This window comes from Photobacterium andalusiense (genome assembly GCF_900185625.1).
GTDB classification, from domain to species: Bacteria; Pseudomonadota; Gammaproteobacteria; order Enterobacterales; family Vibrionaceae; genus Photobacterium; species Photobacterium aquimaris.
In genome coordinates this window covers 119,215-145,310 of the sequence record NZ_FYAJ01000004.1, presented here as the reverse complement: position 1 = coordinate 145,310, position 26,096 = coordinate 119,215, and the positions used below count along the sequence as shown (strand labels likewise).

Genomic DNA, 26,096 nt, shown 5'->3' with positions numbered 1-26,096 from the left:
TACAATAGACAACCAAGTAATTGCCCTATCACATCCATACACTTGGTATACTCAACCTATCAGTATTTCGCTATGAGGGAACACTCCCATGGAAAAAAGCCATTTTTTTGCTCACCTAGCACGGATGCGGTTAATTCAGCGTTGGCCTTTAATGCGCTGCGTTGAGACAGAAAACATCTCAGAGCACAGCTTACAAGTTGCGTTTGTTGCTCATGCACTGGCATTAATCAAAAATCGCAAATTTGACGGTAATGTTAATCCAGAACGGATCGCGTTATTAGGCATGTTTCATGATGTTAGTGAAGTGATCACTGGCGACATGCCAACCCCAATAAAATACTTCAACCCCACTATTGCTGAAGAATATAAAAAGATCGAGCTTGCTGCCGAGCAAAAGTTACTGTCGATGCTACCTGAAGAGTTTCATGATGATTATGCGCCGCTACTTGATAGCCACAAGCTTGATCCTGAACATGCCGCGATCGTCAAACAGGCTGATACCTTATGCGCTTATCTAAAATGCTTAGAGGAATTAAGTGCAGGCAATCATGAATTTACTAAAGCAAAAAAACGTCTCGAAGAAACCTTAGCGGCACGTAGAACACCAGAAATGGACTATTTCTTAGCCACTTTTGCCGATAGTTTTAATTTAACCTTAGATGAGATCAGCTAATGACGGCTTTTATTATTGACCCTTGTTGGCAACAGCGGCACAGCGATGAGCAAAAAATGCGCCGCAATGATCACCGCTCTGCCTACCAGCGTGATCGCGCCCGTATTCTGCACTCTGCCGCTTTTCGACGCTTACAAGCAAAAACCCAAGTCCATGGCGCTGGTAACCATGATTTTTATCGTACTCGTTTAACTCACTCCCTTGAAGCCTCACAAATCGGCACTGGAATAGTGGCACAATTAAAATTAAAACAGCCCCAATTTCATTCGTTGTTATCCTCAACCAGTTTAATGGAAAGTATCTGCTTAGCACACGATATTGGTCATCCACCGTTTGGACATGGTGGAGAAGTCGCTCTCAATTATATGATGCGTAATCACGGTGGTTTTGAAGGTAATGCGCAAACGTTTCGTATCGTCACCCTGCTAGAACCTTACACTGAACATTACGGCATGAACCTTTCACGACGTACTTTGCTAGGACTGCTCAAATACCCCGCCTTACTGAGTCAAACGACGGCCTCAGAGCGGCCAGATGACGTGATCAACTTTCGTCATCTAAAAGCCAAGCTGTGGCATCCAGCGAAAGGCATTTACGATGATGACCAAACTGTATTTGATTGGGTATTAGCGCCACTATCACACCATGATCGCCAGTTGTTTCAGCAAATGCGTAGCCATAGCCATCAACCGCAACAGCATCATAAAACCCGGTTTAAATCACTTGATTGTTCAATTATGGAGCTGGCTGATGATATTGCTTACGGTGTCCATGATCTAGAAGATGCAATTGTGATGGGGATTGTTAACCGTGAACAATGGCAAGAAGCGGTGGCATCTAAAATCGCTGAGTGTGGTGATCCGTGGTTAGAACAACGTATTGGTGAGATCAGTGACCATATGTTTGCCAGCCATCACCAACGTAAAGATGCTATTGGTGCGCTAGTTAATGCCTTACTGACCTCAATTGAAATTGCACCAACGCTACAAGATGGCATCAACAGTTTTGAAGAGCCACTATTAAAATGGAATGCTTATCTCTCACCAGCGATGGAAAATACCCTTAACATACTCAAACAATTTGTTAGTGATTATGTGGTTAAAAAGCCAGAGTTTCAGTTATTAGAATATAAAGGCCAACAATTAATCATGGAGTTATTTGATGCATTTGCATCGGATCCTGAGCGATTATTACCAGAACCTACGCGTAAACATTGGCAACATGCAGTCGACAAAGGTGACAATGAAATGCGAATCATTGCAGATTATATTTCAAGTATGACCGATGGCTTTTCACAGCGGCTATACAACACCTTATTTCAACCATCGATTACGCTAGAAATAGGTAACGAAGGGCACGGGGTATAGAGGGTCGAATACAGAAAATGACGGAATTGGGTTTGGCATTTACTCAGCCCATTATCCGTCATCTCGAAAGTTGAGGCACGAAACTATCCGTGATCTACTAAAGGCGTGATTGAGCCTTAAAGACGCAAGGGGATGACGATTATTGAGCTCTAATACTCGCAAACTCGCCCCTGCTCTTGCCTATTTACTCACAAATAATTCTTCTCAAACACCCCTTGAGGCATTTGCTTAATCTGAAAATCTATCATGTGATTAAAGGTAGTTATCAAAGGCGTAAATTTATCAGTATCCGCTTCAAATGCAGACAAGGCTAAATACCCCGCTTCTACGGTTGATACTCCCTGATCTTTAGGCGACTTACGAATACGATAATTGCCACTATCAGCATTGTCTAAATTCACTAACGGTAAATGGTGTAAGTTAGTGGCTAGTTGCCACATTTTATAGGCTTTTTTCCACGTACCATCTAATAAAATAACCGTTTGTATTCGTTGCTTATTTACTGTCGCTGCAACACTGGATATCGGCACAGATCCCTCACCAGGATAAACGACATACACATCACGTTCAGGCTCTGCAAGTAAGCTGTTAAGCTCATCATGTTCAGAAAAATCTTCTCCCACCCAAAGTCGGCTATTTGGTAGAGAAAGTGATAAGATTCTTGCAGTACCTATTGCACGTTTAATTTCTGATGGATGCTGTAAAATCCAAATTTCTGTTGTTGCTGTGATGTTTTCGATCCAGTGGCAAATACAGGCTTTTTTTGCCTTACCACAGTATTCACAATACCGACTCATTGAGGTTGCCTTGTCTATTCGCAATTACATTATTATCGCATTAATTATAGGAATTATTGCTCAAATCCCACCACTACAACCACTGTTAGTATGGGATCGCCAAGCTATACTTAATGGCGAGATATGGCGGATCCTAACAGGAAATATTACCCATACCAATTGGATTCACCTTGCTATGAATGCAGGTGCGTTTGTTATTATTAGCTTTATTTTTCGAGCACATTTTACTGCTCGTCGTTATAACCTATTAATTCTCGCGCTGAGCTCTATTATCGGACTAGGGCTATTTGCGACTCAGATTAGCTGGTATGCCGGATTTTCTGGTGTATTACACGGATTATTTGCTTGGGGCGCAGTACGAGACATTCAAACCAAAACCAAAGGCGGATGGTTATTGCTGCTCGGTTTAATTATTAAAATAACCTCGGAGCAATGCTTTGGTGGTTCTGCCAGTTCAGCAGAATTGATTGGTGTACAAGTAGCAATACAAGCCCACTTAATCGGTGCTATTTCAGGGATTATTATGGCATTTTTCATACCGAAAAATAACGTCATACCGATACAAAAATAATAAAAGTGACGACAGTTTCACATCTGTCGTCATCGTTAATATCGCTTTACTGATAAGCTACAACTTAATCCGATTACGGTTTTTATCAACCGTTGACATACCAATACCCTTCACTTTTGCAAGATCATCAGCTGCGGCAAATTTGCCATACTTAATACGATATTGAATAATATTTTCAGCTTTATCCGGCCCTATCCCTACCAATAATTTATCAAGCTGTTCTGCATTAGCATCATTAATATTAACAATAATATCCAGCCCTTTATGTTGATCTGGATTAGCATAACTTAGCGGTGCTAATACTAATGTGCCAGCAACAACCATCGCTTTAAACAACTGATATTTTGTAGTCATCTTCATTCCTTTTTATATTGAGAGAACAGAAATGATATGCAACAAAACACTATAATAGATAGTGAACAACAGGATTTAAAGGCAAAAAAAAGACGAGCTGCACAGACAGCTCGTCTATTTACATTACAGTTTCAATTAATCTTTCGATGAGTCTTGCATTGGATAGCTAATCTTTGCTGATTCACGCAACGTTTTTAATGTTGCAGCAAGATCTTCTTGAGCAAACATTTGCTCAATTTGCTGTTCAAATTGACTATTTACTTTATCACCAGCCAACTTCATATTTACAACTTTATCTAGCGCAATGATTTCAACATTACCGTTGTTATCACGTGCCATACCATAAGTTGCTTTACCAGCAGTTGGTTTAGGTAGACTAAATGCAACATTTGAAATGTTTGCATTTGGACCAGAACGATTAATCGTTTGTTCGCCAGAGAAGCTTAAGCCATCTTTAGCAACGATGTCATTTTTGCCTTTTTGTAAATCAGCAATAATTTCATCTGCTTTAGCTTGTGCTTGTTGCTCACCTTTTTGGCTTGCAACCATCGCATTCACTTTTGCTGCAACATCTTTAAATGGCAACACAGCTTTAGCACGAGCATCATCAACACGCACCACAATCACATGCTCAGGACCTAACTCAATTACATCTGAGTTCATACCATCATCATGTACTTCAGGGCTTTGTAGTGTCTCTTGAACTTGTTTATTAGCTAACACACCTTTTTCTGCAGCTGGTGTGATGTAATCTGTGTGAACAATTTTTGCCTTCACAGCTTCAGCAGCGGCATCTAATGAATCAGGTGATTCAAACGCAACTTCTGCAAGTTTACTTTTTAGCTTATAGAACTCGTCAGCTGATTGCTGTTGTTGTAATTCAGCAACAATTTGTGCTTTTACGTCAGCAAATGGCTTCACTTTTCCAGGTTTAATACCATCAAGTAAAATGATGTGGTAACCAAATGAAGACTTCACAAGGCCAGACATATCACCCGGTTTAGCAAGAGCAAATGCTTCTTTTTCAAACGCAGGATCCATTGTTCCTTTAGTGAACCATTCTAATTTACCGCCATCTTTAGCACTGAATGTATCATCAGATGATTGCTTAGCAACTTCAGCAAAATTAGCACCATTTTGTAGCTTCGAAAGTAACGCTTCTGCTTTAGCTTTTGCTGCAGCTGTATCACCTGTCACTAAAATATGGCTAACTTCACGCTCTTCTGCAGTACTGAACTTAGTTTGGTTATCTTTGTAGTACGTTTCAGCAGCTTGCTCAGAGATGTTGATATCTTTAGTTAAGCCTTTACCTGATAGTTCAATGTAAGATACTTTGATTTGAGCAGGTCGAGTGAACAAGTTCGGATTTTGATCGTAAAAATCTTGCGCTTCTTGCTTTGTCACTTTTACTTTTTTAGTAAAGTCTGCAAGGTTTAGCGTTAATGTACGAACAACACGTTGTTGTGACTCGAGTTTACGTAACTCATCAGCTTCATCACTCAATACAAAATCGCTGCCTTGTAATGCTGATAAGAACTGCTGACGTAACATGTCTTTACGGATCGTTTCTGCAAACTGATCAGGTGTAAAGCCAGCACGACGTAATGCCATGTTGTATTGCTCGTTATTAAATACGCCATCAACAGCAAACGCAGGCATCGCTAGAATTTCTTGCTTAACTTGTGCATCACTGACACTAAGACCAAGTTTATCTGCACGCTGTTGAATAAGTTCATCATTGACCATACGATCTAATACACTTTGACGGAATTGCTTCACATAAGCAGGATCGCTCATCAAAGTTGAAAAGTAATCGCCCATACGCTGTTGCATACGGTTACGTTCATTTTGGTAAACTTGCTCAAACTGACGTTGGCTAATCTCTTTACCGTTAATCTTTGCTGCAACTTGCTCATTACCACTCGCCAGATAACTGCCGACGCCAGCAAATACAAAAGATAAAATAATTAGGCTTAGAATAATCTTAACCCAGATGCTGTTAGCGCCTTCGCGCAATCGCTCCATCATAATCTGCCGTCTCTCCTACTGTTCGATCTGGCTCGGTTTCGAACTACTATCAAATTTATGCACAATGCTAACGGCATCACCATGATGACCGCACCATACTATTTACTACATGTTATATAACAACAACTGAATAGCTACAGCTATATCTAAATAACCTAAATCTTCATTAAGCTAGTCTTATCAATATAGATAACCTGTGACCGATAAGCCATACGCAGCACTGATAATTGTTACATAAACGCAATTAAACAACCCCTCAAATGTATACCTTGCTCAGTATGCGTCATTTGGGATTATTGATTAGGCTTTTTATAAGTAAAAAAAGCGCATCAACCGATGCGCCTTTATCGTACCGAATAAGTATACTCTTTCCGGTAGCAATTTTTAAGCCATGAAAACATGACAAAACACGGGCTTGCACCCATTGTTTTTAGTTTACAGAATCTTTAAGCGCTTTACCTGGTTTGAATCCAGGTACTTTTGCAGCTGCAATTTGAATTTCTGCACCTGTTTGTGGATTACGGCCAGTACGTGCTGCACGCTCACGTACAGAAAAAGTACCAAAACCAACTAATGCAACCGAATCGCCTTGTTTTAGAGTCTCTGTCACTGTTTCAATCAATGCATCAAGAGCACGGCCTGCAGATGCTTTAGAAATATCAGCACTTTCTGCGATTTTATCAACTAGTTGAGTTTTGTTCACAATTAGATCCTCTTAATGAACCTTGATCACTACGCGCTGTTTATTAAATAGTCGCGTAATCGTAATCAAATAGAAAAATATTCGTAGTTTGAGAGCCGACTATAAATAGCAATCAAAACTTAAAATTAGTTCGCATAACGCGGATTAGATGTACCTTATAGCCACACAAAAAAACGCTGACAAGGTTTTTAACCCTGAAAGCGTTTTTTCTTTAACTAATTTTGCTATAGGTCACTATTTCGTGCATTGACTAACTCAATACCTGCTGGATTATTCTGCAATGCTATCGTTAGCACTTCATCAATCCAACGTACTGGGCGTACTTCCAAATCAGCAATGACATTTTCTGGAATTTCTTCTAGATCACGTTCATTTTCTTTTGGAATTAACACGGTTTTAATTCCACCACGGTGAGCCGCTAATAGCTTCTCTTTTAAGCCACCAATCGGCAATACTTCACCACGTAATGTGATTTCACCCGTCATAGCAACATCAGCACGCACTGGGTTACCCGTTAAGCTAGACACCAACGCAGTACACATGGCGATACCCGCACTTGGACCATCTTTTGGTGTTGCACCTTCAGGCACGTGAACATGAATATCGCGTTTTTCGTAAAAATCGCTTGCAATACCTAAACGCTCAGCGCGACTACGTACCACTGTCATTGCAGCCTGAATAGACTCTTGCATCACATCGCCCAAAGAGCCAGTGTATGTCAATTTGCCTTTACCCGGCATCGATTCAGTTTCGATAGTTAATAAATCACCACCGACTTCTGTCCATGCAAGACCCGTTACTTGACCAACACGGTTACTTTCATCAGCTTTACCATAATCGCAACGCTGCACACCTAAGTAATCTTTTAGATTATCTTGGTTAATTGAAACGTGCTTAATGTCTTTGTTCAATAAAATTTCTTTCACTGCTTTACGGCATAGCTTTGAAATTTCACGCTCAAGACTACGTACACCCGCTTCACGAGTGTAGTAACGAATAATGCCAATAAGTGCTGAATCTTCAATTGTCAGCTCACTAGGCTTTAATCCATTACGCTGAATTTGCTTCTCAAGTAAGTGATTTTTAGCAATATTCAGTTTTTCGTCTTCGGTATAACCAGAAAGACGGATCACTTCCATACGATCAAGCAATGGTCCTGGAATGTTCATTGAGTTCGAGGTAGCCACAAACATTACGTCAGATAAGTCATAATCAACTTCAAGGTAATGATCGTTAAACGAACTGTTTTGCTCAGGATCTAATACTTCTAGTAATGCTGACGCAGGATCACCGCGCATATCAGAAGACATTTTGTCAATTTCATCTAATAGGAATAGTGGGTTTTTCACTTCCACTTTTGCCATTTTCTGAATTAACTTACCCGGCATAGAACCAATATATGTACGACGGTGACCGCGGATTTCCGCTTCATCACGTACACCACCTAATGCCATGCGCACGTATTTACGTCCGGTTGCAGCAGCAATAGATTGACCTAGCGAAGTTTTACCTACACCAGGAGGACCGACAAGACAAAGGATTGGACCTTTAAGCTTGTTAACACGGCTTTGTACTGCGAGGTATTCAAGAATACGTTCTTTAACACGCTCTAAACCGTAATGATCGGCGTTAAGAATTTCTTCTGCTTTAGCAAGATTCTTCTTCACTTTAGAACGCTTATGCCAAGGCACGCTTAACATCCAATCGATGTAACCACGTACAACAGTAGCTTCAGCAGACATTGGTGACATCATCTTTAGCTTTTGCAGCTCTTGCTCAGTTTTTTCACGTGCTTCAGCTGGCATCTTTGATGCTTCAATCTTAAGCTTTAACGCTTCAAATTCATCTGGTGCATCGTCAAGCTCACCCAATTCTTTCTGGATAGCTTTCATTTGTTCGTTAAGATAATACTCGCGCTGAGATTTTTCCATCTGCTTTTTAACGCGTCCACGAATGCGTTTTTCAACTTGCAGCAAATCAATCTCAGACTCCATCATTGCCATCAAGAACTCTAAACGCTCTGTGATATCAACAATTTCAAGTACTTTTTGCTTATCCGCTAATTTCAGAGGCATATGCGCTGCGATAGTATCTGCAAGACGCGCTGCATCATCAATGCCATTAAGGGATGTTAATACTTCAGGTGGAATCTTTTTGTTGAGCTTAATAAAGCCTTCAAACTGACTGATCGCCGTTCGAACTAAGACTTCTTGCTCACGCTCATCCATTGCTGGCGTAACCAAAAATTCAGCATTGGCTGTAAAAAATTCATCATCAGCAAGATCTTCAACTTTGGCACGTTGCTGGCCTTCAACCAACACTTTTACCGTACCATCAGGTAATTTTAATAGTTGAAGAATGGTAGCAACAGTACCAACATCATAAAGATCAGTGATCGACGGTTCATCTGTGGCTGCTTCTTTTTGAGCAACTAGCAGAATCTGTTTATTGTTTTCCATTGCCGACTCAAGGCAACGAATTGATTTTTCCCGGCCCACAAACAATGGAATAACCATATGAGGGTATACCACTACATCTCGTAGAGGTAGAACCGGGATCTCAAGGCGCTCAGAACGCTCCAGGTTCATATTCTTCTCTCTTCCTGTCCATACTAATCGTATTAAATAACCTAACTGGATACAGCTTAGTTACTTAATACGATTAGAGTTAGCTTATATTGAGTATATGGGGGTAAAGCATCAAGTTTCAATGTATGAAATGTCAGAAAATAAAAAAGGAGGCAAAAGCCTCCCTTTTTTAAGCTTTTATGTGCAGATATTAAGCACTTACTCAGCCATTACTCAGCACTTGCTGCTTCTTGTGTTTCTGTATTTTCGAAAATCAGTAATGGTTCTGACTCACCGTTAATTACAGACTCATCAATAACAACTTTACTGATACCTTCTAGAGACGGAAGCTCATACATGGTATCAAGTAACACTGCTTCAACGATAGAACGTAGGCCACGAGCACCTGTTTTACGATCCATTGCTTTTTTAGCAATCGCAATTAGGGCATCATCGCGGAATTCAAGTTCAACGTTTTCAAGCGCTAGTAATGCTGCATACTGTTTAGTAAGGGCATTCTTAGGCTCACGTAGAATTTGAACTAACGCGTCTTGGTCTAATTCGCCAAGCGTTGCTGTAACAGGTAAACGACCGATGAATTCAGGGATTAAACCGTATTTCACCAAATCTTCTGGTTCAACTTTCTTAAACAAATCACTTAATGTGTCTGTTTGGTCTTTTGAACGTACATCAGCAGCAAAACCGATGCCAGTACCTGTTGCTACACGTTGCTCAACCACTTTATCTAGGCCTGCAAATGCACCACCACAGATAAATAGGATCTTAGAAGTATCAACTTGTAAGAATTCCTGTTGAGGATGCTTACGACCACCTTGCGGCGGAACAGAAGCAACGGTACCTTCGATTAGCTTCAACAATGCTTGCTGAACGCCTTCACCAGATACATCACGTGTGATTGATGGATTGTCTGATTTACGAGAGATCTTATCGATTTCATCGATGTAAACAATGCCACGCTCAGCTTTAGCTACGTCGTAATCACATTTTTGTAGCAGCTTTTGAATGATGTTTTCAACGTCTTCACCAACATAACCAGCTTCAGTTAATGTTGTTGCATCAGCCATTGTAAACGGTACATCAAGCATACGCGCTAATGTCTCGGCTAATAATGTTTTACCACTACCAGTAGGACCAATAAGTAGGATGTTACTCTTACCTAATTCAACGCCATCACTATTCTTGTCGCCATTACGTAGACGCTTATAGTGATTGTATACAGCAACAGCCAACACTTTTTTAGCATGTGATTGGCCGATGACATAATCATCTAAGTTGTTACGAATTTGTTGTGGTGTCGGCAGCTCGTCGCTATCGCTTTTCGTCATCACTTCTTTGATTTCTTCGCGAATAATGTCGTTGCATAAATCAACGCACTCATCACAAATATAAACAGAAGGACCAGCAATTAGCTTGCGAACTTCATGCTGACTTTTTCCACAGAAAGAGCAATAAAGTAGTTTGCTACTACTTCCCTCTTTTCGTTTGTCTGTCATTCGCTAACCTCTTTATTGGGGTATCCCATCATTGTCTTGTCTTGAGTGTATAACAAGTCGACTTATTTTGCTTTACTAAACCCGCATCGCGAATTGCAAAATAAAACTGGCTTAGTCACGCTTACTCAATACAGCATCAACAAGGCCGTACTCTACTGCCTGATCTGCAGACATAAAGTTATCACGGTCAGTATCACGCTCCACAATGTCTAATGGTTGACCAGTATGTTCTGCCAATAGTCCATTTAAACGTTGTTTAATCGTTAGGATTTCTTGTGCATGGATTTGAATATCCGATGCTTGGCCTTGGAAACCACCAAGTGGTTGGTGGATCATAACGCGTGAGTTAGGTAGACAGTAACGTTTACCCTTAGCACCGCCAGCCAATAGGAAAGCACCCATAGAACATGCTTGACCCATACATACTGTACTTACATTTGGTTTAATAAATTGCATGGTGTCATAAATTGACATACCTGCAGTTACTGAGCCGCCTGGAGAGTTAATGTAAAGGAAGATATCTTTGTCTGGGTTCTCTGACTCCAAAAATAGCAGCTGGGCTACAACTAAGTTAGCCATATGATCTTCAACCTGACCGGTTAGGAAAATCACACGCTCTTTTAGGAGACGGGAATAAATATCGTAAGAACGCTCACCACGAGAAGTCTGCTCGACCACCATCGGTACCAGCGCATCCATAATCGGTGACATGCCGTTTTGTGCTTGGTAGCTCATAATCTTATTTCCCTAAAATAAATGGCCCGAATGAAAGTATTCACACGGACCATTGTTAGCAGAAGACTTGAGACAATGTCAAATCTCTACAGCAATTTCAGTAAATTAAGCAGCAGGATTCATTAGATCGTTGAAGCTAACTTCTTTATCTGAAACCTGAGCTTTAGCTAGAAGTGCATCAATTGCTTGCTCTTCTAGAGCAACGTTGCGCATATTGTTCATTAGCTGCTCGTTGCTTGCGTAGTATTTAACTACTTCTGTTGGATCTTCGTACGCAGATGCCATTTCAGCGATGATTGCAGTTACGCGATCTTCGTCTGCTTTTAGCTCTTCTGCTTTAATTACTTCACCAACTAGTAGGCCAACAACTACGCGACGCTTAGCTTGCTCTTCGAACAATTCACGTGGTAGTTCAGGCATGTTCTTAGCATCGCCGCCAAAACGTTGTGCAGCTTGCTTACGTAGTGCTTCGATTTCTTGATCGATAAGCGCTGTAGGTACTGTGATATCGTTTTGCTCAACAAGACCGTTAAGAACTTGATCTTTAATACGACCTTTAACAGCTTGCTTAAGCTCACGCTCCATGTTCTTACGAACTTCAGTCTTAAGACCTTCAACAGAACCGTCTTCAACACCAAACTTAGCAACGAATTCTTCAGTTAGCTCAGGTAGTTGTTGTGCTTCTACTTTATGAAGAGTGATAGCAAATGCTGCAGACTTACCTTTTAGATTTTCTGCGTGGTATTCTTCAGGGAAAGTTACTTCTACAGTAAACTCGTCGCCTGCTTTATGACCAACAACACCTTCTTCGAAACCAGGGATCATACGACCTTGGCCCATAGCAAGTGCGAAACCTTCAGCTTTACCGCCGTCGAATTCTTCGCCGTCGATAGTACCAACGAAATCGATAGTTACACGGCTATCTGCGTCTGCTGCTGCTTCAACTTCAGTCCAAGTAGCTTGTTGCTTACGTAGAGTATCTAGCATGCCGTCAACGTCAGCGTCAGTTACAGTTACTACTGGCTTTTCAACAACAACTTTGTCTAGACCAACTAGTTCGATTTCTGGGAAAACTTCAAAAGAAGCTTTAAACACTAAATCTTTACCTTCAGCAATTTCTACTGGAGTGAAAGTTGGTGCGCCAGCTGGGTTGATCTGCTCTTTAACGATAGCTTCGATAAAGTGGCGGTGCATTACTTCACCTAGGATGTCTTGACGTACAGAAGCGCCAAACATTTTAGCAACCATCTTCATTGGTGCTTTACCTGGGCGGAAACCGTCGAAACGACGAGTTTTAGCAATTTTACGTAGTTCAGCAGCAACAGCATCTTCGATGTTTGCAGCAGGAACTGTAATAGTTAGGTGGCGTTCTAGACCTTCAGTGGTTTCAACAGTAACTTGCATTATATTTAACCTCAAAACTTAACTCAGTGTTTCTGAGTGATGTTGCCGAACAGCCATTTACTGACGGTGGCATCCTTTCGTGTTACAGCTCGAAAACCATAACGCCTAAATTCTTTCTTAAAGATTCTGAGAGTAGATAGCCTACTTCTCAGAGCGCGCTATTATAACGACACCTAGCGGTGACGTCGAGGTAGATACCTTATTAACGCGAACGATCTCTCTGACTGCATTACAAGATAGGGGCTAGAAATATCATTTCAAGGGGAAAAATAAAAAAAATCGCATTTTAATGGGTTTTTGTGGTTCAAATGTTGGAAAAACGAGCTAATAAGACAAATTTTAACAGTAGACAATGAGAAAAATCAGCCTGAATAATTGGAGTATAGAATTAGAAAGATGATTGAACTAAGAGGATAACATCAAGAAGAAAAGAGAAGATGGTACGCCCTGCAGGATTCGAACCTGCGACCACATCCTTAGAAGGGACGTGCTCTATCCAGCTGAGCTAAGGGCGCATCATTGTGTAACGTGACGTTACGAAGCGAGATTATACGTAGCTATCATATAAGGTCAATCTCTTTGCTTCATTTTTCATGCTTAAAACAACTGACTGGTTAAAGATACAACAAAAAAACCGTGTTTGAGGATATTTTGAGAAGAAACAATAGCTCACAACAACGAGTAAGCCGCATGTTTATCACTCTGTTTCGATTACTGATCACTGCTTCAATACTTAAATCAGAGTAATAGTAAAATATAAAATCAAATAGCAATCGTTTGCCTAATGGCAATTCCATTCATAATCTGCCACAATATTGGCGTTGATACGTTCAACCAACACAACAAGGATCACCATGAGCGCTCAAATTATTGATGGGAAAATTATCTCCCAAACTGTACGACAGGAAGTTGCCGCCAGAGTAAAAGCACGCACCGATGTCGGATTACGTGCACCTGGATTAGCTGTTGTTCTCGTAGGTCAGGATCCAGCCTCACAGATCTACGTTGGTAGTAAGCGCAAAGCCTGTGAAGAAGTCGGGTTTATTTCAAAGTCATTTGATCTACCAACCACTGCGACTGAACAACAATTACTCGATTTAATTGATGAGCTTAATCAAGATCCAACTATGGATGGTATTTTAGTACAATTACCATTACCAGCAGGTATGGACACCACCCGCATTCTTGAACGCATCGATCCTGAAAAAGATGTCGATGGTTTTCACCCTTACAATGTCGGTCGCCTTAGTCAACGTATTCCTAAATTACGTTCATGCACGCCAAAAGGCATTATTACACTACTGGAACGCTACAATATTGAAGTGCGCGGCAAACACGCAGTTATTGTTGGTGCATCAAACATTGTCGGACGACCAATGACACTTGAGTTGTTATTAGCAGGAGCTACTACAACCACTTGTCACCGTTTTACACAAGATCTTGAAAGTCATGTGCGCCAAGCTGATATTCTCGTTGTCGCCGTCGGCAAAGCTAATTTTATTCCTGGAAACTGGATAAAAGAAGGTGCAACTGTAATTGATGTCGGTATTAACCGTCTTGAGAATGGTAAGTTATGTGGCGATATAGAATTTGATGTAGCTTGTCAGCGTGCCAAACATATCACGCCAGTACCTGGCGGTGTCGGGCCAATGACTGTTGCAACCCTGATTGAAAACACGTTACTTGCCTGTGAACAATATCATTCAGCCTAAGTAAATATCGTTTGATAACGCGATGCTGTTATCAAACACAAAAAGCGAGTATATCAATACTCGCTTTTTTATTAACTTATGCTTTATTGTTGATAAGATCTGTATTCTCTACGCTAACTTTAACTTGTTTACCCAATAAGTTAATCAGCATAAATGATCGCTTCTCACCATCAGGTTCCTGATAAATTGCATCAAGACCTTTAAATTTACCTTGTTGTAAAATCAGTTTATCGCCTTGTTGCGGCAAAGATTCAAACATATGATCATGTGAGCCATTCTCTTCATTTAACATTAAATTATAGATAAGTTCTTCACTCACTATCTGTGGCATTGCCCCTTGACGAATAAAGTCTGCAACACCACGTGTTGAACGTACCGTGGTAAAACTTAATTTTTCAGGATCAAACGTCACAAAAACGTAACTTGGAAATAGTGGCTCATGACATTCACAACGTTTACCACGCACAATCTTTTCAACAACAACTTGCGGGTAATAACATTCAGCCCCTTGACGATCAAGATTGATCACTGCGCGTTCTTGTTCACTACGCTTACAATAAAGTAGATACCAATCTTTCATCATCAACCTCAATTAAATCTTAACTTTAATCAGTATATACATATCAACACTGATTTTCATCTTCCACCACAATAGCCCAACTTTGATTAACATTAGAATTATATTCTATAGTTATGAATCAAAGTAATATGATTGACCAATATCCCTCCGCTTAATTTGTAACATATATGAATATTCTCACATGGTGATATAACCAGCCAATATAATACGTAAAAACAATATAAAACCCTAAATATGAACAATCAAATAGTGTAAGATATAGATAATGGTAATGGAATTTGATTTTTCATAATTGATCGATATATATACAATTGCTTACTTATCATATGGTTATAATGTTTTATCATTGTTTATTAAATGTAAAAACTTGCAGTCAAATATATTGTGCTTTATAAACCTACATGAATGAGCAAACACACTAATTAAAATAAAATAGAGAATCTTATGAGTCATAATAGTAGTGGTACCCTTCTGGGCCACCCAAAAGGCTTGTTCCTTTTATTTGGAACAGAGCTATGGGAACGCTTTTCTTATTACGCGATGCGCGCCATCTTGGTTTTATATTTAACAGATAAAACCATTAACGGTGGTCTTGGCTGGACAACAGAAGAAGCACTTAACTTATACGGTATCTACACTGGCTTAGTTTATTTTACTCCTCTTATTGGTGGTTGGATTGCCGACAACATTTTAGGTCAACGTCGCTCAATTATTATTGGCGGTGTATTAATGGCCATTGGTCAATTTACACTTGCTTTACCTCATAGCGTGGTTGATCCCCATGCCGTTACTGCTTTCTACGTTGGTTTAGCCTTCCTTATTGTCGGTAATGGTTTATTTAAACCAAATATTTCAACCATGGTTGGTGATTTATACCCTGAAGGTGATAACCGTCGTGATGGTGCCTTTACGATTTTCTATATGGGTATTAATATCGGCTCACTACTAGCGGGTGTTATTGCTGGTACCGCATCTGCTGTTTACGGTTGGAAAGCAGGCTTCTTATGTGCTGGTGTTGGCATGTTGATGAGCCTATTAATTCAAGTTTTCTTTGCTCAACGTTACTTAGGCGATATCGGTACTGTACCTGCCGCGGTACGTGATGCTGAAAAAAATGCCAGTGGTAAAAAAGAGCCACTAACTAAAATTGAGCGCGATCGCTTAAAAGTAATTTTAGTAATGTGTACGTTTGTGATCGTATTCTGGGCAGGCTTTGAACAAGCTGGCGGCCTTATGAATATCTACTCACAAGAATATACCAACCGTATGATTGGCGATTTTGAAGTACCAGCAGCATGGTTCCAATCATTAAATCCATTCTTTATTATTATCTGCGCACCTATCTTAGCGGCACTTTGGGTTCGTATGGGTAAGAGTGAACCAAACTCACCAGTTAAATTTGCATTAGCTATGTTCTCTCTTGCACTAGGCTTTGCTTGTATGATCGGTGCAGCACTAGAGCAAAACGGTGATGTAACCGTTAAAACATCAATGATGTGGCTGGTTGGTGCATACTTCTTCCATACAATTGGTGAGCTATGTCTATCACCAATTGGTTTATCAATGGTAACTAAATTAGCACCACTACGTTTGGCATCCTTGATGATGGGCGCATGGTTTGGTGCTAATGCGATTGCAAACTACATTGCAGGTGTTGTCGGCGCAAGTATCGGTGAAGCAGGTCCATTAGCTATCTTCTCTGGTATTGCGATTACTGCCGTGATTGCGGGTGTGTTATTACTGTTATTCTCAAATAAACTGATTTCGTGGATGCATGGTGCTGAAGGCGCAGTGGATAATGACGATAATCAACCTAAGCCACAAACTGCGAATGCGTAGTGGCTATAGTGAATAATAGAAAATAAAAAAGGGATGCTGCGGCATCCCTTTTTAATTAAAAACAGTACTTAATTTAAGTTACCGTTTCAAAGTTAACACTAAAATTAGCATGTTGAATATCACTCAATGACAATCGACCACCGTTATCGGACATCGGTAAAATCACCAATGGATTATTACAAGCCTCATTACCTAGCCACTCACCAGCGACAATCGTGGCACACTGATCTCCTACCTTTAGGTGACCACCAATACCAGCTGCAATCAAATGAAGTTGCTTCTCTGCGAGATTAAATACCCCAAATAAACCTTTCACTGGCGTGGCATAACCTGAATACTTCAATCCTAATTCTATTTGCGACACTAAATGCTGCACACTGCTTAAATAATTACCTTGGCGACGCAAAAAATCATTAAAACACGCTCTGATTAATAATGCCGTTGCCGTACTATTTTCACCACCAGAGCTGGTATCAACCATATAAAATGCTAGTTGGCCATCAATCAGCCAAATATAATCAAAAATAACCGGTGACATCTCTGCTGATTGCAATGCTCGATAACTGAGTTTCCAACGTCCATAATGAGACTGAAGATTAGGCATTAACCCGATTAACAGCTCACGAGCGGCTTGAGGGTTATTCTTTAACTCTGAAATATGCCATTGTAACTCTTCTTCAACCAATCCAGCATCATCACCATCGACTAACCACCGCTGCGAAAAATCTTGTTGCTGTTGCTTGGCGCTATCTTGCATTTTAAGTACTGATTCAATGGCTGACTTAAGCGTCATGATGTTATCAATTGGCTTGATAAGAAAATCTTTAACCCCAAGTCGAAGTGCTTGAGCAACATCTGTCATATTGCCAGTACCGGAAATAACAATCACCGGAATCATTGGATACTGCAATGCAACCTCTTCAACAAACTCCATACCGGTCATGACTGGCATCGCCAAATCACACAGCAATAAATCTGGAATATTGTCTTTAAGAGCTTTTAATCCAATTAAGCCATCTTCCGCCTCTCTAACCAGACAACCTTGGCTCTTTAAAAAGCCAACAATCATAGTTCGAAACACAGGATCATCTTCTACGATAAGTATAGTTTTCCCTTTTAGCAAAAGTATCTCCTTTCTTATGACTACGTCTATGAGTGTATAAGCTAACATCAGCAATACCAACTTTGGTCCGCTAAAATTTGTGGTGACAACAAAAATCATGTCTGTGATATGGCTGAGCATGATGAAATAATTACACTGAATAACTATTTTTAGGCAATATCAACAAATATGTTCTATAAATATAACGGCTTCAAACTTCAATAAACTCCCATCCAAAGCGGCTTTCAATCAATTTGAATAAGGGGGTAACATATTTTTATTCAAAATACCCAACAAAAAGAGATAATTGTGACTCAATTTGTTATACAATTACCCATTATCAGTTTTCACAAATGACTTTGATATGAAACTTGACGATCTAAATTTATTCCGCATGGTTGTGGAAAATGGCAGTTATACTGCCGCATCACGAAAAACACAGGTACCCGTTGCGACTCTGACGCGTCGTATTCAAGCACTTGAAGAAGGTCTTAACATTCGCCTTTTGAATCGTCATGCTCGTAAACTATCACTGACTGAAGCAGGTCAGAAGTTTTACCATGATTGTGCCCCACTACTGCAGCAGTTGCTTGATACTACAGAGCACATCAGTGAAGAGTGTAAAGGCGCTGCAGGTAAATTACGTATTGCTGCACCAACGAATATTACTAAAGTAATGTTACAGCCGTTACTAAATGCATTTATGCAAGAACATCCAGCAATTAGCATTCAGCTGTACATGAGCAATGAACCTGATCAACTTGATCCAACTGACTGGGATGTAATGTTCCGCGTCGGTCCTCAACGTGATTCAACCCTTATTGCACGTCGTATTAATGAAGTAAAAGATATTTTGGTTGCAAGCCCTGACTATCTAAAGAAAAACCCAGAACCTAAGCATGCTCAAGATCTTCATGAACATACGCTTTTAAAAGGTAACCCACTTTTACGCTGGCGTTTAACTAACCAAAATGGCGAAACCGTTACTATTAACGAGCGCGCACGTTTTGAAGCAAGTGAACTTAATGTTATTCGCAAAGCATGCAGTGCTGGGCTTGGTATTACATTGATGCCTAACGTAATGTTAGAAAAATACATTGCAGCAGGAGATGTAGTACAAGTACTTAAAAACTGGTCAGCGAACCCACGTGACGTATATTTGATTTATAACCACCGTGATTACCAACCAGAAAAACTACGTCTATTTATTGATTTTGCAAGTCATTACTTTGACCTTGAAAAACACTAATTAGCATTAATACAAAAACAGAGAAAAATGCCGCCAAATTAATTAGGAGCGGCATTTTCATTTTATATCGCTACTACTTTTTTCATCAATAATATCTCTCATTGCAGTAACTAACCTAGAGTAACCCCACTCAAAAATACCGCTCGCTACTAACAAAAAAGCGACAGGTATAACCCTATCGCTTTAGTCGTTAATGAATCAGTTAAGGTAATTACATGCCTTCGTTATACAACTCAAGGTTAGCTAAATCTTGTTGTAATTCAGCCTGTAATTTTGAATCTTCATTACGTAGCGCATCAAGATAATCAAGGTATTGTTGATCAACATCACCGGTGACATAACTGCCATTAAACACTGAGGTTTCAAACAGTGTAATATCGGGATTACCTTCTGCAACCGCTGCCACTAAATCACTAAGATCTTGGAAAATAAGACCATCAGCACCAATTAACTGGCAAATTTCGTCTACTTCACGACCATGAGCAATTAATTCATTAGCGCTTGGCATATCAATACCATACACATTAGGGAAGCGAACTTCTGGCGCAGCAGAGGCTAGATACACCTTCTTTGCGCCGGCATCACGTGCCATTTCAATGATCTGCTCAGAGGTGGTACCACGAACAATAGAGTCATCAACTAACAGGACATTTTTACCTTTAAATTCTGAGCGAATCGCATTGAGCTTACGACGCACAGATTTACGACGCATCTGCTGGCCCGGCATGATAAAAGTACGACCAACATAACGGTTTTTCACAAAACCTTGGCGGTATGGCTTATTCAATGTACGAGCAATTTCAAGCGCACTATCACATGAGGTTTCAGGAATCGGGATCACCACATCAATATCAATATCAGCCCACTCACGCTTAATCTTTTCACCTAGCTTAGTGCCCATCGCTAAACGTGCACCGTATACTGAGACTTTATCAATAAATGAATCTGGACGAGCAAAATATACAAATTCAAACACACATGGATTTAACTGTGGGTTAGATGCACACTGCTGAGTATAAAGTTCACCCTCAAAGTTAATATATACCGCTTCACCTGGTGATACATCACGCATGAAGTCAAATCCAACCGCATCTAATGCGACAGATTCTGATGCTACCATATATTCAATTTTGCCGTTTTCTTCACGCTTACCTAAACATAATGGACGAATGCCATTAGGATCACGAAAAGCGATGAGTCCGTGACCAATCACCAAAGCCACGACTGCATAAGCACCTTTTACAACGTTATGCACTTCACTAACGGCTTTAAAGATATCGTTAGGGCAAATAGGGTAAGTTTGGCTGTGTGCTAATTGATTAGCCAGCACATTGAGTAGAATTTCTGAGTCTGAGGTGGTGTTTACATGACGCTTTGTTTGTTCAAACAAGGTTTCTCGAATATCAGCCGCATTGGTTAAATTACCATTGTGTGCTAAAGAAATACCATAAGGTGAGTTAACATAAAACGGCTGAGCTTCTGAAACACTAGAGCTGCCTGCCGTTGGGTAACGAACATGTCCGATACCCACATTACCCTGTAAGCGCTGCATATGTTTAGCTTCAAAAACATCACGCACTAAACCATTCGCTTTACGCAGACGGAAACGATTGCTTTCTAAGGTACAAATACCAGCAGCATCTTGGCCGCGATGCTGTAACACTGTTAGTGCATCATAGATAGACTGGTTTACCGGGGTTGAGCCCACGATTCCAACAATACCACACATTTCCTAAGTCCTCGTCCTGCATAAAATAACAGTCGCTAACACTACTATTAATAATAATAACGCTAGCAACCGCAGTTAATCTTGCACTATTTAATGCTATGTAAAAAACTAGAGCTCTCTTTGATGTATTCAAAGAACCATTCGATTACTGCACCAAATTGAGGTATCAATTCAGATTTTTTCCACCACTCTGAACTTGATAACCCCGTAAAGGTATCAATAAAGAACAATACCGCAGCAACAATAAGTACACCACGAACTGCACCAAAAACAACCCCTAAAACACGATCTGTACCAGACAAACCGGTCTTCTGCACTAATTGACCAATAACGTAGTTTACCACCGCGCCAACAATCAATGTCGCTATAAACAACACAGCAATTGCACTGCCGTTTCGCAACATCTTGTCATGGAAGTTGGTAAAATAAACTGCCAACTCGGTATAAAAATTACTCGCGATAAAAAACGCGGTAAACCAAATCACTAATGACAGTGCTTCTTTAACAAAACCACGGACCAAACTCACCATTGCTGAGAAGCAGATCACGCCCAGTATTACATAATCAATCCAGATCATTTTTGTTCTTGCTCGTTTTGTTGATGGGTATTCTAACAGAAAAATTGCTCACGCAAACGTTTACCTAGTGATTTATTGCATCAAATCGGTTCAATTTACCGTTTAAGCCAGTAATTTTTTTCAATTCTGCAATTTGTCCCGCGAGCTTCGCTTTTGATACATCAGGGCCAACAACAACCTTAACTAACTGGCCAGGTTTAGCATTACGTGGAATTAATTGGGCCTGATACCCGTTTAAGCGTAATTTCGCAACCAATCCATTAGCATTATCGAAATTACCAAAAGTACCCATTTTAATCACCCATGCTGAACTTGTTGTAGCTGATGCTGGTTTTTTAACAACAGGTTTTGGTACACTTGGTTTCACTGTTGGCTTAGCAACAACCGGTTTTACTGCTATTGGCTTTGGCTTCGCTGCCGTGTTAGTCGTTGCACTGTGATCATTTTCGATAGTAAACGTTTCATCATTAGTCGATGTTGACGCTTGCTGCGCTGTTGTTGCCGTTACTGGCTGTTTCGGTAACACAACATCTGCATTTTCTGGTTCAGGAATCGTTTTTGCTTCACTCTGCCCCCCCATTTTTGGTTGTAACGGAATACTCGCAAACTCTTCTTTATAATGCTCTTTCTTACCATCGAAAAAATCGGGTAGAAAAATCACCCCTATCGCAACCAAAATAATGGTTCCGATTAGTCGGTTTTGAAATTGACTTGCCACAATGACTCCTGTTGATATCTAAAACGAAAACTCGGCATGCACAATATGCTCTCTTTACGTTCTACAGCTTTAAATGTGAGGTTATTTGGCCAACAGTGTAAAACGAGCCAAACACGATTACCACATCGTCTGGGGCTGCTTGTGTTAAGGCTTGGTCAAAAGCCAACGCGGGGCTATCAAAACCTAAACAACCTGTCGGTAAATGCACCAAGATCTCTTCAGCAGCAGCTGCACGAGGGCCTTGCAGCGAAGCGGGATACCAATAATCCACGCTATCACGCAGGGTGGCAATCGTTGCCGCAATATCTTTATCATGCAACATCGCCACCACGGCATGGATATTTTTTTTGCTTTCTTGGACTTTGATTTTAGCCAGTTGGGTCGCAAAATATTGCGCAGAATGTGGGTTATGTGCGACATCCATAATAATTAATGGTTGCTCACTCACTCGTTGCATGCGTCCAGGTAAACGTGCATTACGCAAACCTTCGACTATATTTTCATCGCTAATATCTAAATCCGTCACAGACAATGCCATTAACGCCGTCGCAGCATTAGGCAAAGGCAAACTTGGTAATGGCAAATCGGTCAAAGAAAATGCACCAGCGTGCCAATGCCAACAATCCGCTTGTTGCTGGTAATCAAATTGATAGCCAACCTGATACAATTCAGCACCAATATCATCAGCATGTGCAGGTACAGTTGCTGGCGGGTGTGGCTGACCACAAATAGCAGGCTTACCACCACGGAAAATACCCGCCTTCTCATAGCCGATCACATCGATGTTATCACCTAACCAATCAACATGATCTATCGCTAGGCTAGTGATCACGCACACATCATGGTCAACAATATTGGTGGCATCTAAACGACCACCTAAACCGACTTCTAAAACCACCACATCAACCTGATGCTGTTTAAATAACGTCAGCGCCGCTAGCGTACCAAATTCAAATAAACTTAAGCTGGTGTCACCACGTGCAGTTTCTACGCTAGCAAATGCTTGACTGTGTTCACTATCAGCTAATTCTTGGTTGTTTATCCGTACTCGTTCGTTATAACGCACTAAGTGAGGAGAGCTATACACACCAACCTTATAACCAGCCGCTAACAAAATCGCTTCTAGCATGGCACAAGTTGAACCTTTGCCATTGGTTCCAGCAACAGTGATCACACAGGGTGCAGGCTTAATTAAATCTGCATTTTCTGCGACTTTTCGAACCCTATCGAGCCCAAGATCAATAGCACTAGTATGAAGTTGCTCTAGATATTTCAGCCATGTTGAAAGCGCGGCTGTCGCTTGCGGAGAGGTCAATCCTGACATTAAAAATCATTCACTTGTAGTAACGAACTGAATCATTAATTTACCATTGAATGGCTAATAACTTAATCATCGAGCACAATAAATTAGTGATTCGCTCTAGAAAACAAAAATGCCACGCTAATTGAGTTAATTAGGGTGGCATTTGTTATCATTAATTGCAGTGGTTACCAAGGGTAACAAGCACTCAATTAAAGACGCTATGATTAATCTTGCTGCTCTGGTGCTGACTGTGGCGCTACAGGCTTGCTATCAACAGAAACAACCAATGGTGATTGTTGGTTGGTCATTTTCGCCATTAGACCAGCAATACGCTGACGCATTTCACGACGATCAACAATCATGTCAATCGCACCGTGTTCAAGCAAGAACTCACTACGCTGGAAGCCTTCTGGCAGCTTTTCACGTACTGTTTGTTCAATAACACGCTGACCTGCAAAACCAATCAGTGCTTTAGGCTCACCAATATTAATATCACCTAACATAGCAAGTGATGCCGATACACCACCCATAGTTGGATCAGTTAATACAGAGAAGAACGGTAAACCTTTAGCTGATAAACGCTCTAAAGCAGCACTCGTTTTCGCCATTTGCATCAGTGACATTAATGCTTCTTGCATACGCGCACCACCACTGGCAGAAAAACATACCAATGGACAGTTATTTTCAATTGCAGCGTCAACTGCACGCACAAACTTAGCACCAACAACTGAACCCATTGAGCCGCCCATAAATGAGAACTCAAAAGCACAGGCAACAACAGGGAGACCTAATAACTCGCCACTCATAGCAACTAAAGCGTCTTTCTCGCCAGTTGCTTTTTGGGCTGCATATAAACGATCTTTATATTTCTTAGAATCACGGAATTTAAGCTTATCTTGTGGCTCAAGTTCCGGTGCGATTTCAACTTGCGTATCTGCATCAAGAAATGTTTCAAGACGACGACGCGCTTTCATACGCATGTGGTGGTCACATTTAGGACAAACTTCAAGATTGCGTTCGAGATCTGCGTGATACAATACCTGATCACAAGACGTACATTTCGTCCAGACACCTTCAGGAATAGATACTTTACGCGAAGATACGATGTTACTTTTAGTTAGAATCTTTTCAAGCCAGCTCATGAATGACCTTTCTTTTTTATTCTTCCGCCATAGACCGAAGAGACAAATTCATTAAATATTATTTAAGATTAAAACATAATCTTATTAATCTGTAGATAAAAAACTGGTATTACCTTTGTGAGTCATCATGGTATTTTTAAGTAAAAACACCACTACACGTCAAAAACAGTCAAATCGAGACTAATAAGCTGTCTATGTTTTCACCGTCTGTAAATAAATAACTTATAAAAATATTGGACCAAGCACTGAACGCGGTAAATTGTGCTCAGCAGGATAATCAACATCAACCAAATAAAGACCCGCAGATTTTGCTGTTGGACCTGCAACACGACGATCTTTTTGATCAAGTACCCATTTGATCCAATCTGGTTGTTTTTCACCTTTACCGACTTTAATCAGGCTACCCGCGATATTACGCACCATATGGTGAACAAAGGCATTGGCTTTAATATCAATCACCACAAAGTCACCTTTGCGCGTCACAGTTAAATGCTCAAGTCGACGCCATGGACTGCGAGATTGGCACTGGGTAGCACGAAATGAAGTATAGTCATGTTCACCAATTAAATGCTGAGCCGCCTCATGCATCTTTTGTTCATCAAGATGACCATGATAATGGCTAACACCATGCTGAAAAATAGCTGGACGCACAGCATGATTATAAATCACATAACGATAACGACGAGCAGTTGCTGAAAAACGCGCATGAAAATCATCACTAACTTCATGTGCCCAGCGCACAGCAATATCTTTTGGAAGATAGGCATTAACCCCCATCGTCCATGCTGCCATTTTACGCTCAATATCAACATCGAAGTGTACCACTTGTCCTGTACCATGCACCCCTGTATCGGTACGTCCAGCACAAAAAACAGCAATGGGTTGATTGGCAATATGTGATAGCGCTTTTTCTAAACGTTCTTGCACACTATCTACATCTACTTGACGTTGCCAACCACAATATTTAGCACCATCGTACTCGATACCTAACGCTATTCGCATAATCTCACTTCGACTTAATTTAGCATAAATACACAGGCGATATTGTTTAAGCGCCTGCTCAAAACAGAGGGGGAAGTATAGGGGATGGCGCCACAAAGGGGAAGAGCAGGGATTTCGAGGGGTAAGGAAGAGTAGTGGCGTGTTTCGAGATTATCAGTGTCGAGACTGCCTAATATCCGTGATCTACTCAAGGCGTGCTTGAGCCTTAAAGAAGCCAGTGGATACAAGGTAAAGCGAGGAAAAGCAGCGGCGTGTTTCGAGATTATTAGTGTCGAGACTGCCTAATATCCGTTATCTACTCAAGGCGTGCTTGAGCCCTAAAGAAGCCAGTAGATACAAGGTAAAGCGAGGAAAAGCAGCGGCGTGTTTCGAGATTATCAGTGTCAAGACTGCCTAATATCCGTGATCTACTCAAGGCGTGCTTGAGCC

At 40.7% G+C, this 26,096-nt stretch carries 22 protein-coding genes and 1 tRNA gene; 6 read left to right on the top strand and 17 right to left on the bottom strand.

From position 1 onward, the window contains the following. The first annotated feature begins 88 nt into the window (after positions 1-88). Together yfbR and PAND9192_RS11580 are read left to right on the top strand one after the other, a co-directional pair. Positions 89-673: a 5'-deoxynucleotidase gene (gene yfbR, locus PAND9192_RS11585; protein ID WP_065168110.1), complete on the top strand. Its 585-nt coding sequence runs from the start codon at positions 89-91 to the stop codon at positions 671-673. Then, positions 673-2,040 (top strand): anti-phage deoxyguanosine triphosphatase, encoded by a 1,368-nt coding sequence (locus tag PAND9192_RS11580; RefSeq protein WP_087853948.1) that lies wholly within the window; start codon positions 673-675, stop codon positions 2,038-2,040. Before yfbR ends, PAND9192_RS11580 begins: the two co-directional genes overlap by 1 nt. A 188-nt stretch (positions 2,041-2,228) precedes the next feature. Here PAND9192_RS11580 and PAND9192_RS11575 read toward each other — a convergent pair whose 3' ends face one another. After that, positions 2,229-2,837 carry a tRNA-uridine aminocarboxypropyltransferase gene (locus tag PAND9192_RS11575; RefSeq protein ID WP_087853947.1) on the bottom strand — a complete coding sequence of 203 codons (609 nt, stop codon included), beginning with the start codon at positions 2,835-2,837 and terminating at the stop codon, positions 2,229-2,231. A gap of 10 nt (positions 2,838-2,847) precedes the next feature. On the opposite strand from PAND9192_RS11575, the gene rrtA reads away from it, so the two are divergent. Further along, positions 2,848-3,408: a rhombosortase gene (gene rrtA, locus PAND9192_RS11570; protein WP_234999126.1), complete on the top strand. Its 561-nt coding sequence runs from the start codon at positions 2,848-2,850 to the stop codon at positions 3,406-3,408. Positions 3,409-3,465: 57 nt separating this feature from the next. Here the strand turns inward: rrtA and PAND9192_RS11565 are convergent, their stop codons facing one another. From PAND9192_RS11565 to PAND9192_RS11530, 8 genes are all read right to left on the bottom strand, one after another. Continuing rightward, a complete protein-coding gene (locus PAND9192_RS11565) occupies positions 3,466-3,762 on the bottom strand; it encodes a ComEA family DNA-binding protein (RefSeq protein WP_087853945.1) in 297 nt (98 codons plus the stop codon). A 135-nt stretch (positions 3,763-3,897) separates the two neighbouring features. After that, entirely contained in the window at positions 3,898-5,790 is a 1,893-nt protein-coding gene (gene ppiD / locus PAND9192_RS11560) for a peptidylprolyl isomerase (RefSeq protein WP_087853944.1), read from the bottom strand. 430 nt (positions 5,791-6,220) lie between these two features. Then, positions 6,221-6,493 carry a nucleoid-associated protein HU-beta gene (hupB, locus tag PAND9192_RS11555; RefSeq protein WP_060997303.1) on the bottom strand — a complete coding sequence of 91 codons (273 nt, stop codon included), beginning with the start codon at positions 6,491-6,493 and terminating at the stop codon, positions 6,221-6,223. Between the two features lie 224 nt (positions 6,494-6,717). Then, positions 6,718-9,081, bottom strand: a complete 2,364-nt coding sequence (gene lon, locus PAND9192_RS11550) for an endopeptidase La (protein ID WP_065168106.1) — start codon at positions 9,079-9,081, stop codon at positions 6,718-6,720. 209 nt (positions 9,082-9,290) lie between these two features. Beyond that, positions 9,291-10,574: an ATP-dependent protease ATP-binding subunit ClpX gene (gene clpX / locus PAND9192_RS11545; RefSeq protein WP_060997305.1), complete on the bottom strand. Its 1,284-nt coding sequence runs from the start codon at positions 10,572-10,574 to the stop codon at positions 9,291-9,293. Positions 10,575-10,685: 111 nt separating this feature from the next. Beyond that, positions 10,686-11,309 carry an ATP-dependent Clp endopeptidase proteolytic subunit ClpP gene (clpP, locus tag PAND9192_RS11540; protein WP_087853943.1) on the bottom strand — a complete coding sequence of 208 codons (624 nt, stop codon included), beginning with the start codon at positions 11,307-11,309 and terminating at the stop codon, positions 10,686-10,688. Positions 11,310-11,414: 105 nt separating this feature from the next. Continuing rightward, the gene (gene tig / locus PAND9192_RS11535) at positions 11,415-12,713 is read right to left on the bottom strand and encodes a trigger factor (RefSeq protein WP_087853942.1); all 1,299 of its coding nucleotides are present in this window, start codon (positions 12,711-12,713) and stop codon (positions 11,415-11,417) included. Positions 12,714-13,151: 438 nt separating this feature from the next. Continuing rightward, positions 13,152-13,228: transfer RNA gene (locus PAND9192_RS11530), tRNA-Arg, on the bottom strand. 339 nt (positions 13,229-13,567) lie between these two features. Between PAND9192_RS11530 and folD the strand changes: the two genes are divergently transcribed. Continuing rightward, the gene (folD, locus tag PAND9192_RS11525; protein WP_087853941.1) at positions 13,568-14,425 is read left to right on the top strand and encodes a bifunctional methylenetetrahydrofolate dehydrogenase/methenyltetrahydrofolate cyclohydrolase FolD; all 858 of its coding nucleotides are present in this window, start codon (positions 13,568-13,570) and stop codon (positions 14,423-14,425) included. Positions 14,426-14,501: 76 nt separating this feature from the next. Here folD and rfaH read toward each other — a convergent pair whose 3' ends face one another. Continuing rightward, entirely contained in the window at positions 14,502-15,005 is a 504-nt protein-coding gene (rfaH, locus tag PAND9192_RS11520) for a transcription/translation regulatory transformer protein RfaH (protein ID WP_087853940.1), read from the bottom strand. Positions 15,006-15,449: 444 nt separating this feature from the next. On the opposite strand from rfaH, the gene PAND9192_RS11515 reads away from it, so the two are divergent. Beyond that, positions 15,450-16,844 carry a peptide MFS transporter gene (locus PAND9192_RS11515; RefSeq protein WP_087853939.1) on the top strand — a complete coding sequence of 465 codons (1,395 nt, stop codon included), beginning with the start codon at positions 15,450-15,452 and terminating at the stop codon, positions 16,842-16,844. 73 nt (positions 16,845-16,917) lie between these two features. On the opposite strand, the gene PAND9192_RS11510 is transcribed toward PAND9192_RS11515, so the two are convergent. Beyond that, a complete protein-coding gene (locus PAND9192_RS11510; RefSeq protein ID WP_087853938.1) occupies positions 16,918-17,967 on the bottom strand; it encodes a response regulator in 1,050 nt (349 codons plus the stop codon). A 343-nt stretch (positions 17,968-18,310) separates the two neighbouring features. Between PAND9192_RS11510 and PAND9192_RS11505 the strand changes: the two genes are divergently transcribed. Next, positions 18,311-19,195: a LysR family transcriptional regulator gene (locus tag PAND9192_RS11505; protein WP_087853937.1), complete on the top strand. Its 885-nt coding sequence runs from the start codon at positions 18,311-18,313 to the stop codon at positions 19,193-19,195. A 211-nt stretch (positions 19,196-19,406) separates the two neighbouring features. Here the strand turns inward: PAND9192_RS11505 and purF are convergent, their stop codons facing one another. The 6 genes from purF to truA all read right to left on the bottom strand — a co-directional run bounded on the left by purF (position 19,407) and on the right by truA (position 25,667). After that, positions 19,407-20,924, bottom strand: a complete 1,518-nt coding sequence (purF, locus tag PAND9192_RS11500) for an amidophosphoribosyltransferase (RefSeq protein ID WP_087853936.1) — start codon at positions 20,922-20,924, stop codon at positions 19,407-19,409. 86 nt (positions 20,925-21,010) lie between these two features. Beyond that, a complete protein-coding gene (cvpA, locus tag PAND9192_RS11495; protein WP_087853935.1) occupies positions 21,011-21,502 on the bottom strand; it encodes a colicin V production protein in 492 nt (163 codons plus the stop codon). 64 nt (positions 21,503-21,566) lie between these two features. Next, positions 21,567-22,220: a cell division protein DedD gene (gene dedD / locus PAND9192_RS11490; RefSeq protein ID WP_087853934.1), complete on the bottom strand. Its 654-nt coding sequence runs from the start codon at positions 22,218-22,220 to the stop codon at positions 21,567-21,569. Between the two features lie 61 nt (positions 22,221-22,281). Then, positions 22,282-23,544 (bottom strand): bifunctional tetrahydrofolate synthase/dihydrofolate synthase, encoded by a 1,263-nt coding sequence (gene folC, locus PAND9192_RS11485; protein WP_087853933.1) that lies wholly within the window; start codon positions 23,542-23,544, stop codon positions 22,282-22,284. A gap of 203 nt (positions 23,545-23,747) precedes the next feature. Next, entirely contained in the window at positions 23,748-24,665 is a 918-nt protein-coding gene (gene accD / locus PAND9192_RS11480) for an acetyl-CoA carboxylase, carboxyltransferase subunit beta (RefSeq protein WP_087853932.1), read from the bottom strand. A gap of 222 nt (positions 24,666-24,887) precedes the next feature. After that, positions 24,888-25,667: a tRNA pseudouridine(38-40) synthase TruA gene (truA, locus tag PAND9192_RS11475; RefSeq protein WP_087820943.1), complete on the bottom strand. Its 780-nt coding sequence runs from the start codon at positions 25,665-25,667 to the stop codon at positions 24,888-24,890. Positions 25,668-26,096: the final 429 nt, after the last annotated feature.

What these genes read in the sequence shown, in the direction of transcription:
- yfbR (WP_065168110.1), top strand. Translation starts at nt 89, where the DNA reads ATGGAAAAAAGCCATTTTTTTGCTCACCTAGCACGGATGCGGTTAATT.
- PAND9192_RS11580 (WP_087853948.1), top strand. Translation starts at nt 673, where the DNA reads ATGACGGCTTTTATTATTGACCCTTGTTGGCAACAGCGGCACAGCGAT.
- PAND9192_RS11575 (WP_087853947.1), bottom strand. Translation starts at nt 2,837, where the DNA reads ATGAGTCGGTATTGTGAATACTGTGGTAAGGCAAAAAAAGCCTGTATT.
- PAND9192_RS11565 (WP_087853945.1), bottom strand. Translation starts at nt 3,762, where the DNA reads ATGACTACAAAATATCAGTTGTTTAAAGCGATGGTTGTTGCTGGCACA.
- ppiD (WP_087853944.1), bottom strand. Translation starts at nt 5,790, where the DNA reads ATGATGGAGCGATTGCGCGAAGGCGCTAACAGCATCTGGGTTAAGATT.
- lon (WP_065168106.1), bottom strand. Translation starts at nt 9,081, where the DNA reads ATGAACCTGGAGCGTTCTGAGCGCCTTGAGATCCCGGTTCTACCTCTA.
- clpX (WP_060997305.1), bottom strand. Translation starts at nt 10,574, where the DNA reads ATGACAGACAAACGAAAAGAGGGAAGTAGTAGCAAACTACTTTATTGC.
- clpP (WP_087853943.1), bottom strand. Translation starts at nt 11,309, where the DNA reads ATGAGCTACCAAGCACAAAACGGCATGTCACCGATTATGGATGCGCTG.
- tig (WP_087853942.1), bottom strand. Translation starts at nt 12,713, where the DNA reads ATGCAAGTTACTGTTGAAACCACTGAAGGTCTAGAACGCCACCTAACT.
- folD (WP_087853941.1), top strand. Translation starts at nt 13,568, where the DNA reads ATGAGCGCTCAAATTATTGATGGGAAAATTATCTCCCAAACTGTACGA.
- rfaH (WP_087853940.1), bottom strand. Translation starts at nt 15,005, where the DNA reads ATGAAAGATTGGTATCTACTTTATTGTAAGCGTAGTGAACAAGAACGC.
- PAND9192_RS11515 (WP_087853939.1), top strand. Translation starts at nt 15,450, where the DNA reads ATGAGTCATAATAGTAGTGGTACCCTTCTGGGCCACCCAAAAGGCTTG.
- PAND9192_RS11505 (WP_087853937.1), top strand. Translation starts at nt 18,311, where the DNA reads ATGAAACTTGACGATCTAAATTTATTCCGCATGGTTGTGGAAAATGGC.
- purF (WP_087853936.1), bottom strand. Translation starts at nt 20,924, where the DNA reads ATGTGTGGTATTGTTGGAATCGTGGGCTCAACCCCGGTAAACCAGTCT.
- cvpA (WP_087853935.1), bottom strand. Translation starts at nt 21,502, where the DNA reads ATGATCTGGATTGATTATGTAATACTGGGCGTGATCTGCTTCTCAGCA.
- folC (WP_087853933.1), bottom strand. Translation starts at nt 23,544, where the DNA reads ATGTCAGGATTGACCTCTCCGCAAGCGACAGCCGCGCTTTCAACATGG.
- accD (WP_087853932.1), bottom strand. Translation starts at nt 24,665, where the DNA reads ATGAGCTGGCTTGAAAAGATTCTAACTAAAAGTAACATCGTATCTTCG.
- truA (WP_087820943.1), bottom strand. Translation starts at nt 25,667, where the DNA reads ATGCGAATAGCGTTAGGTATCGAGTACGATGGTGCTAAATATTGTGGT.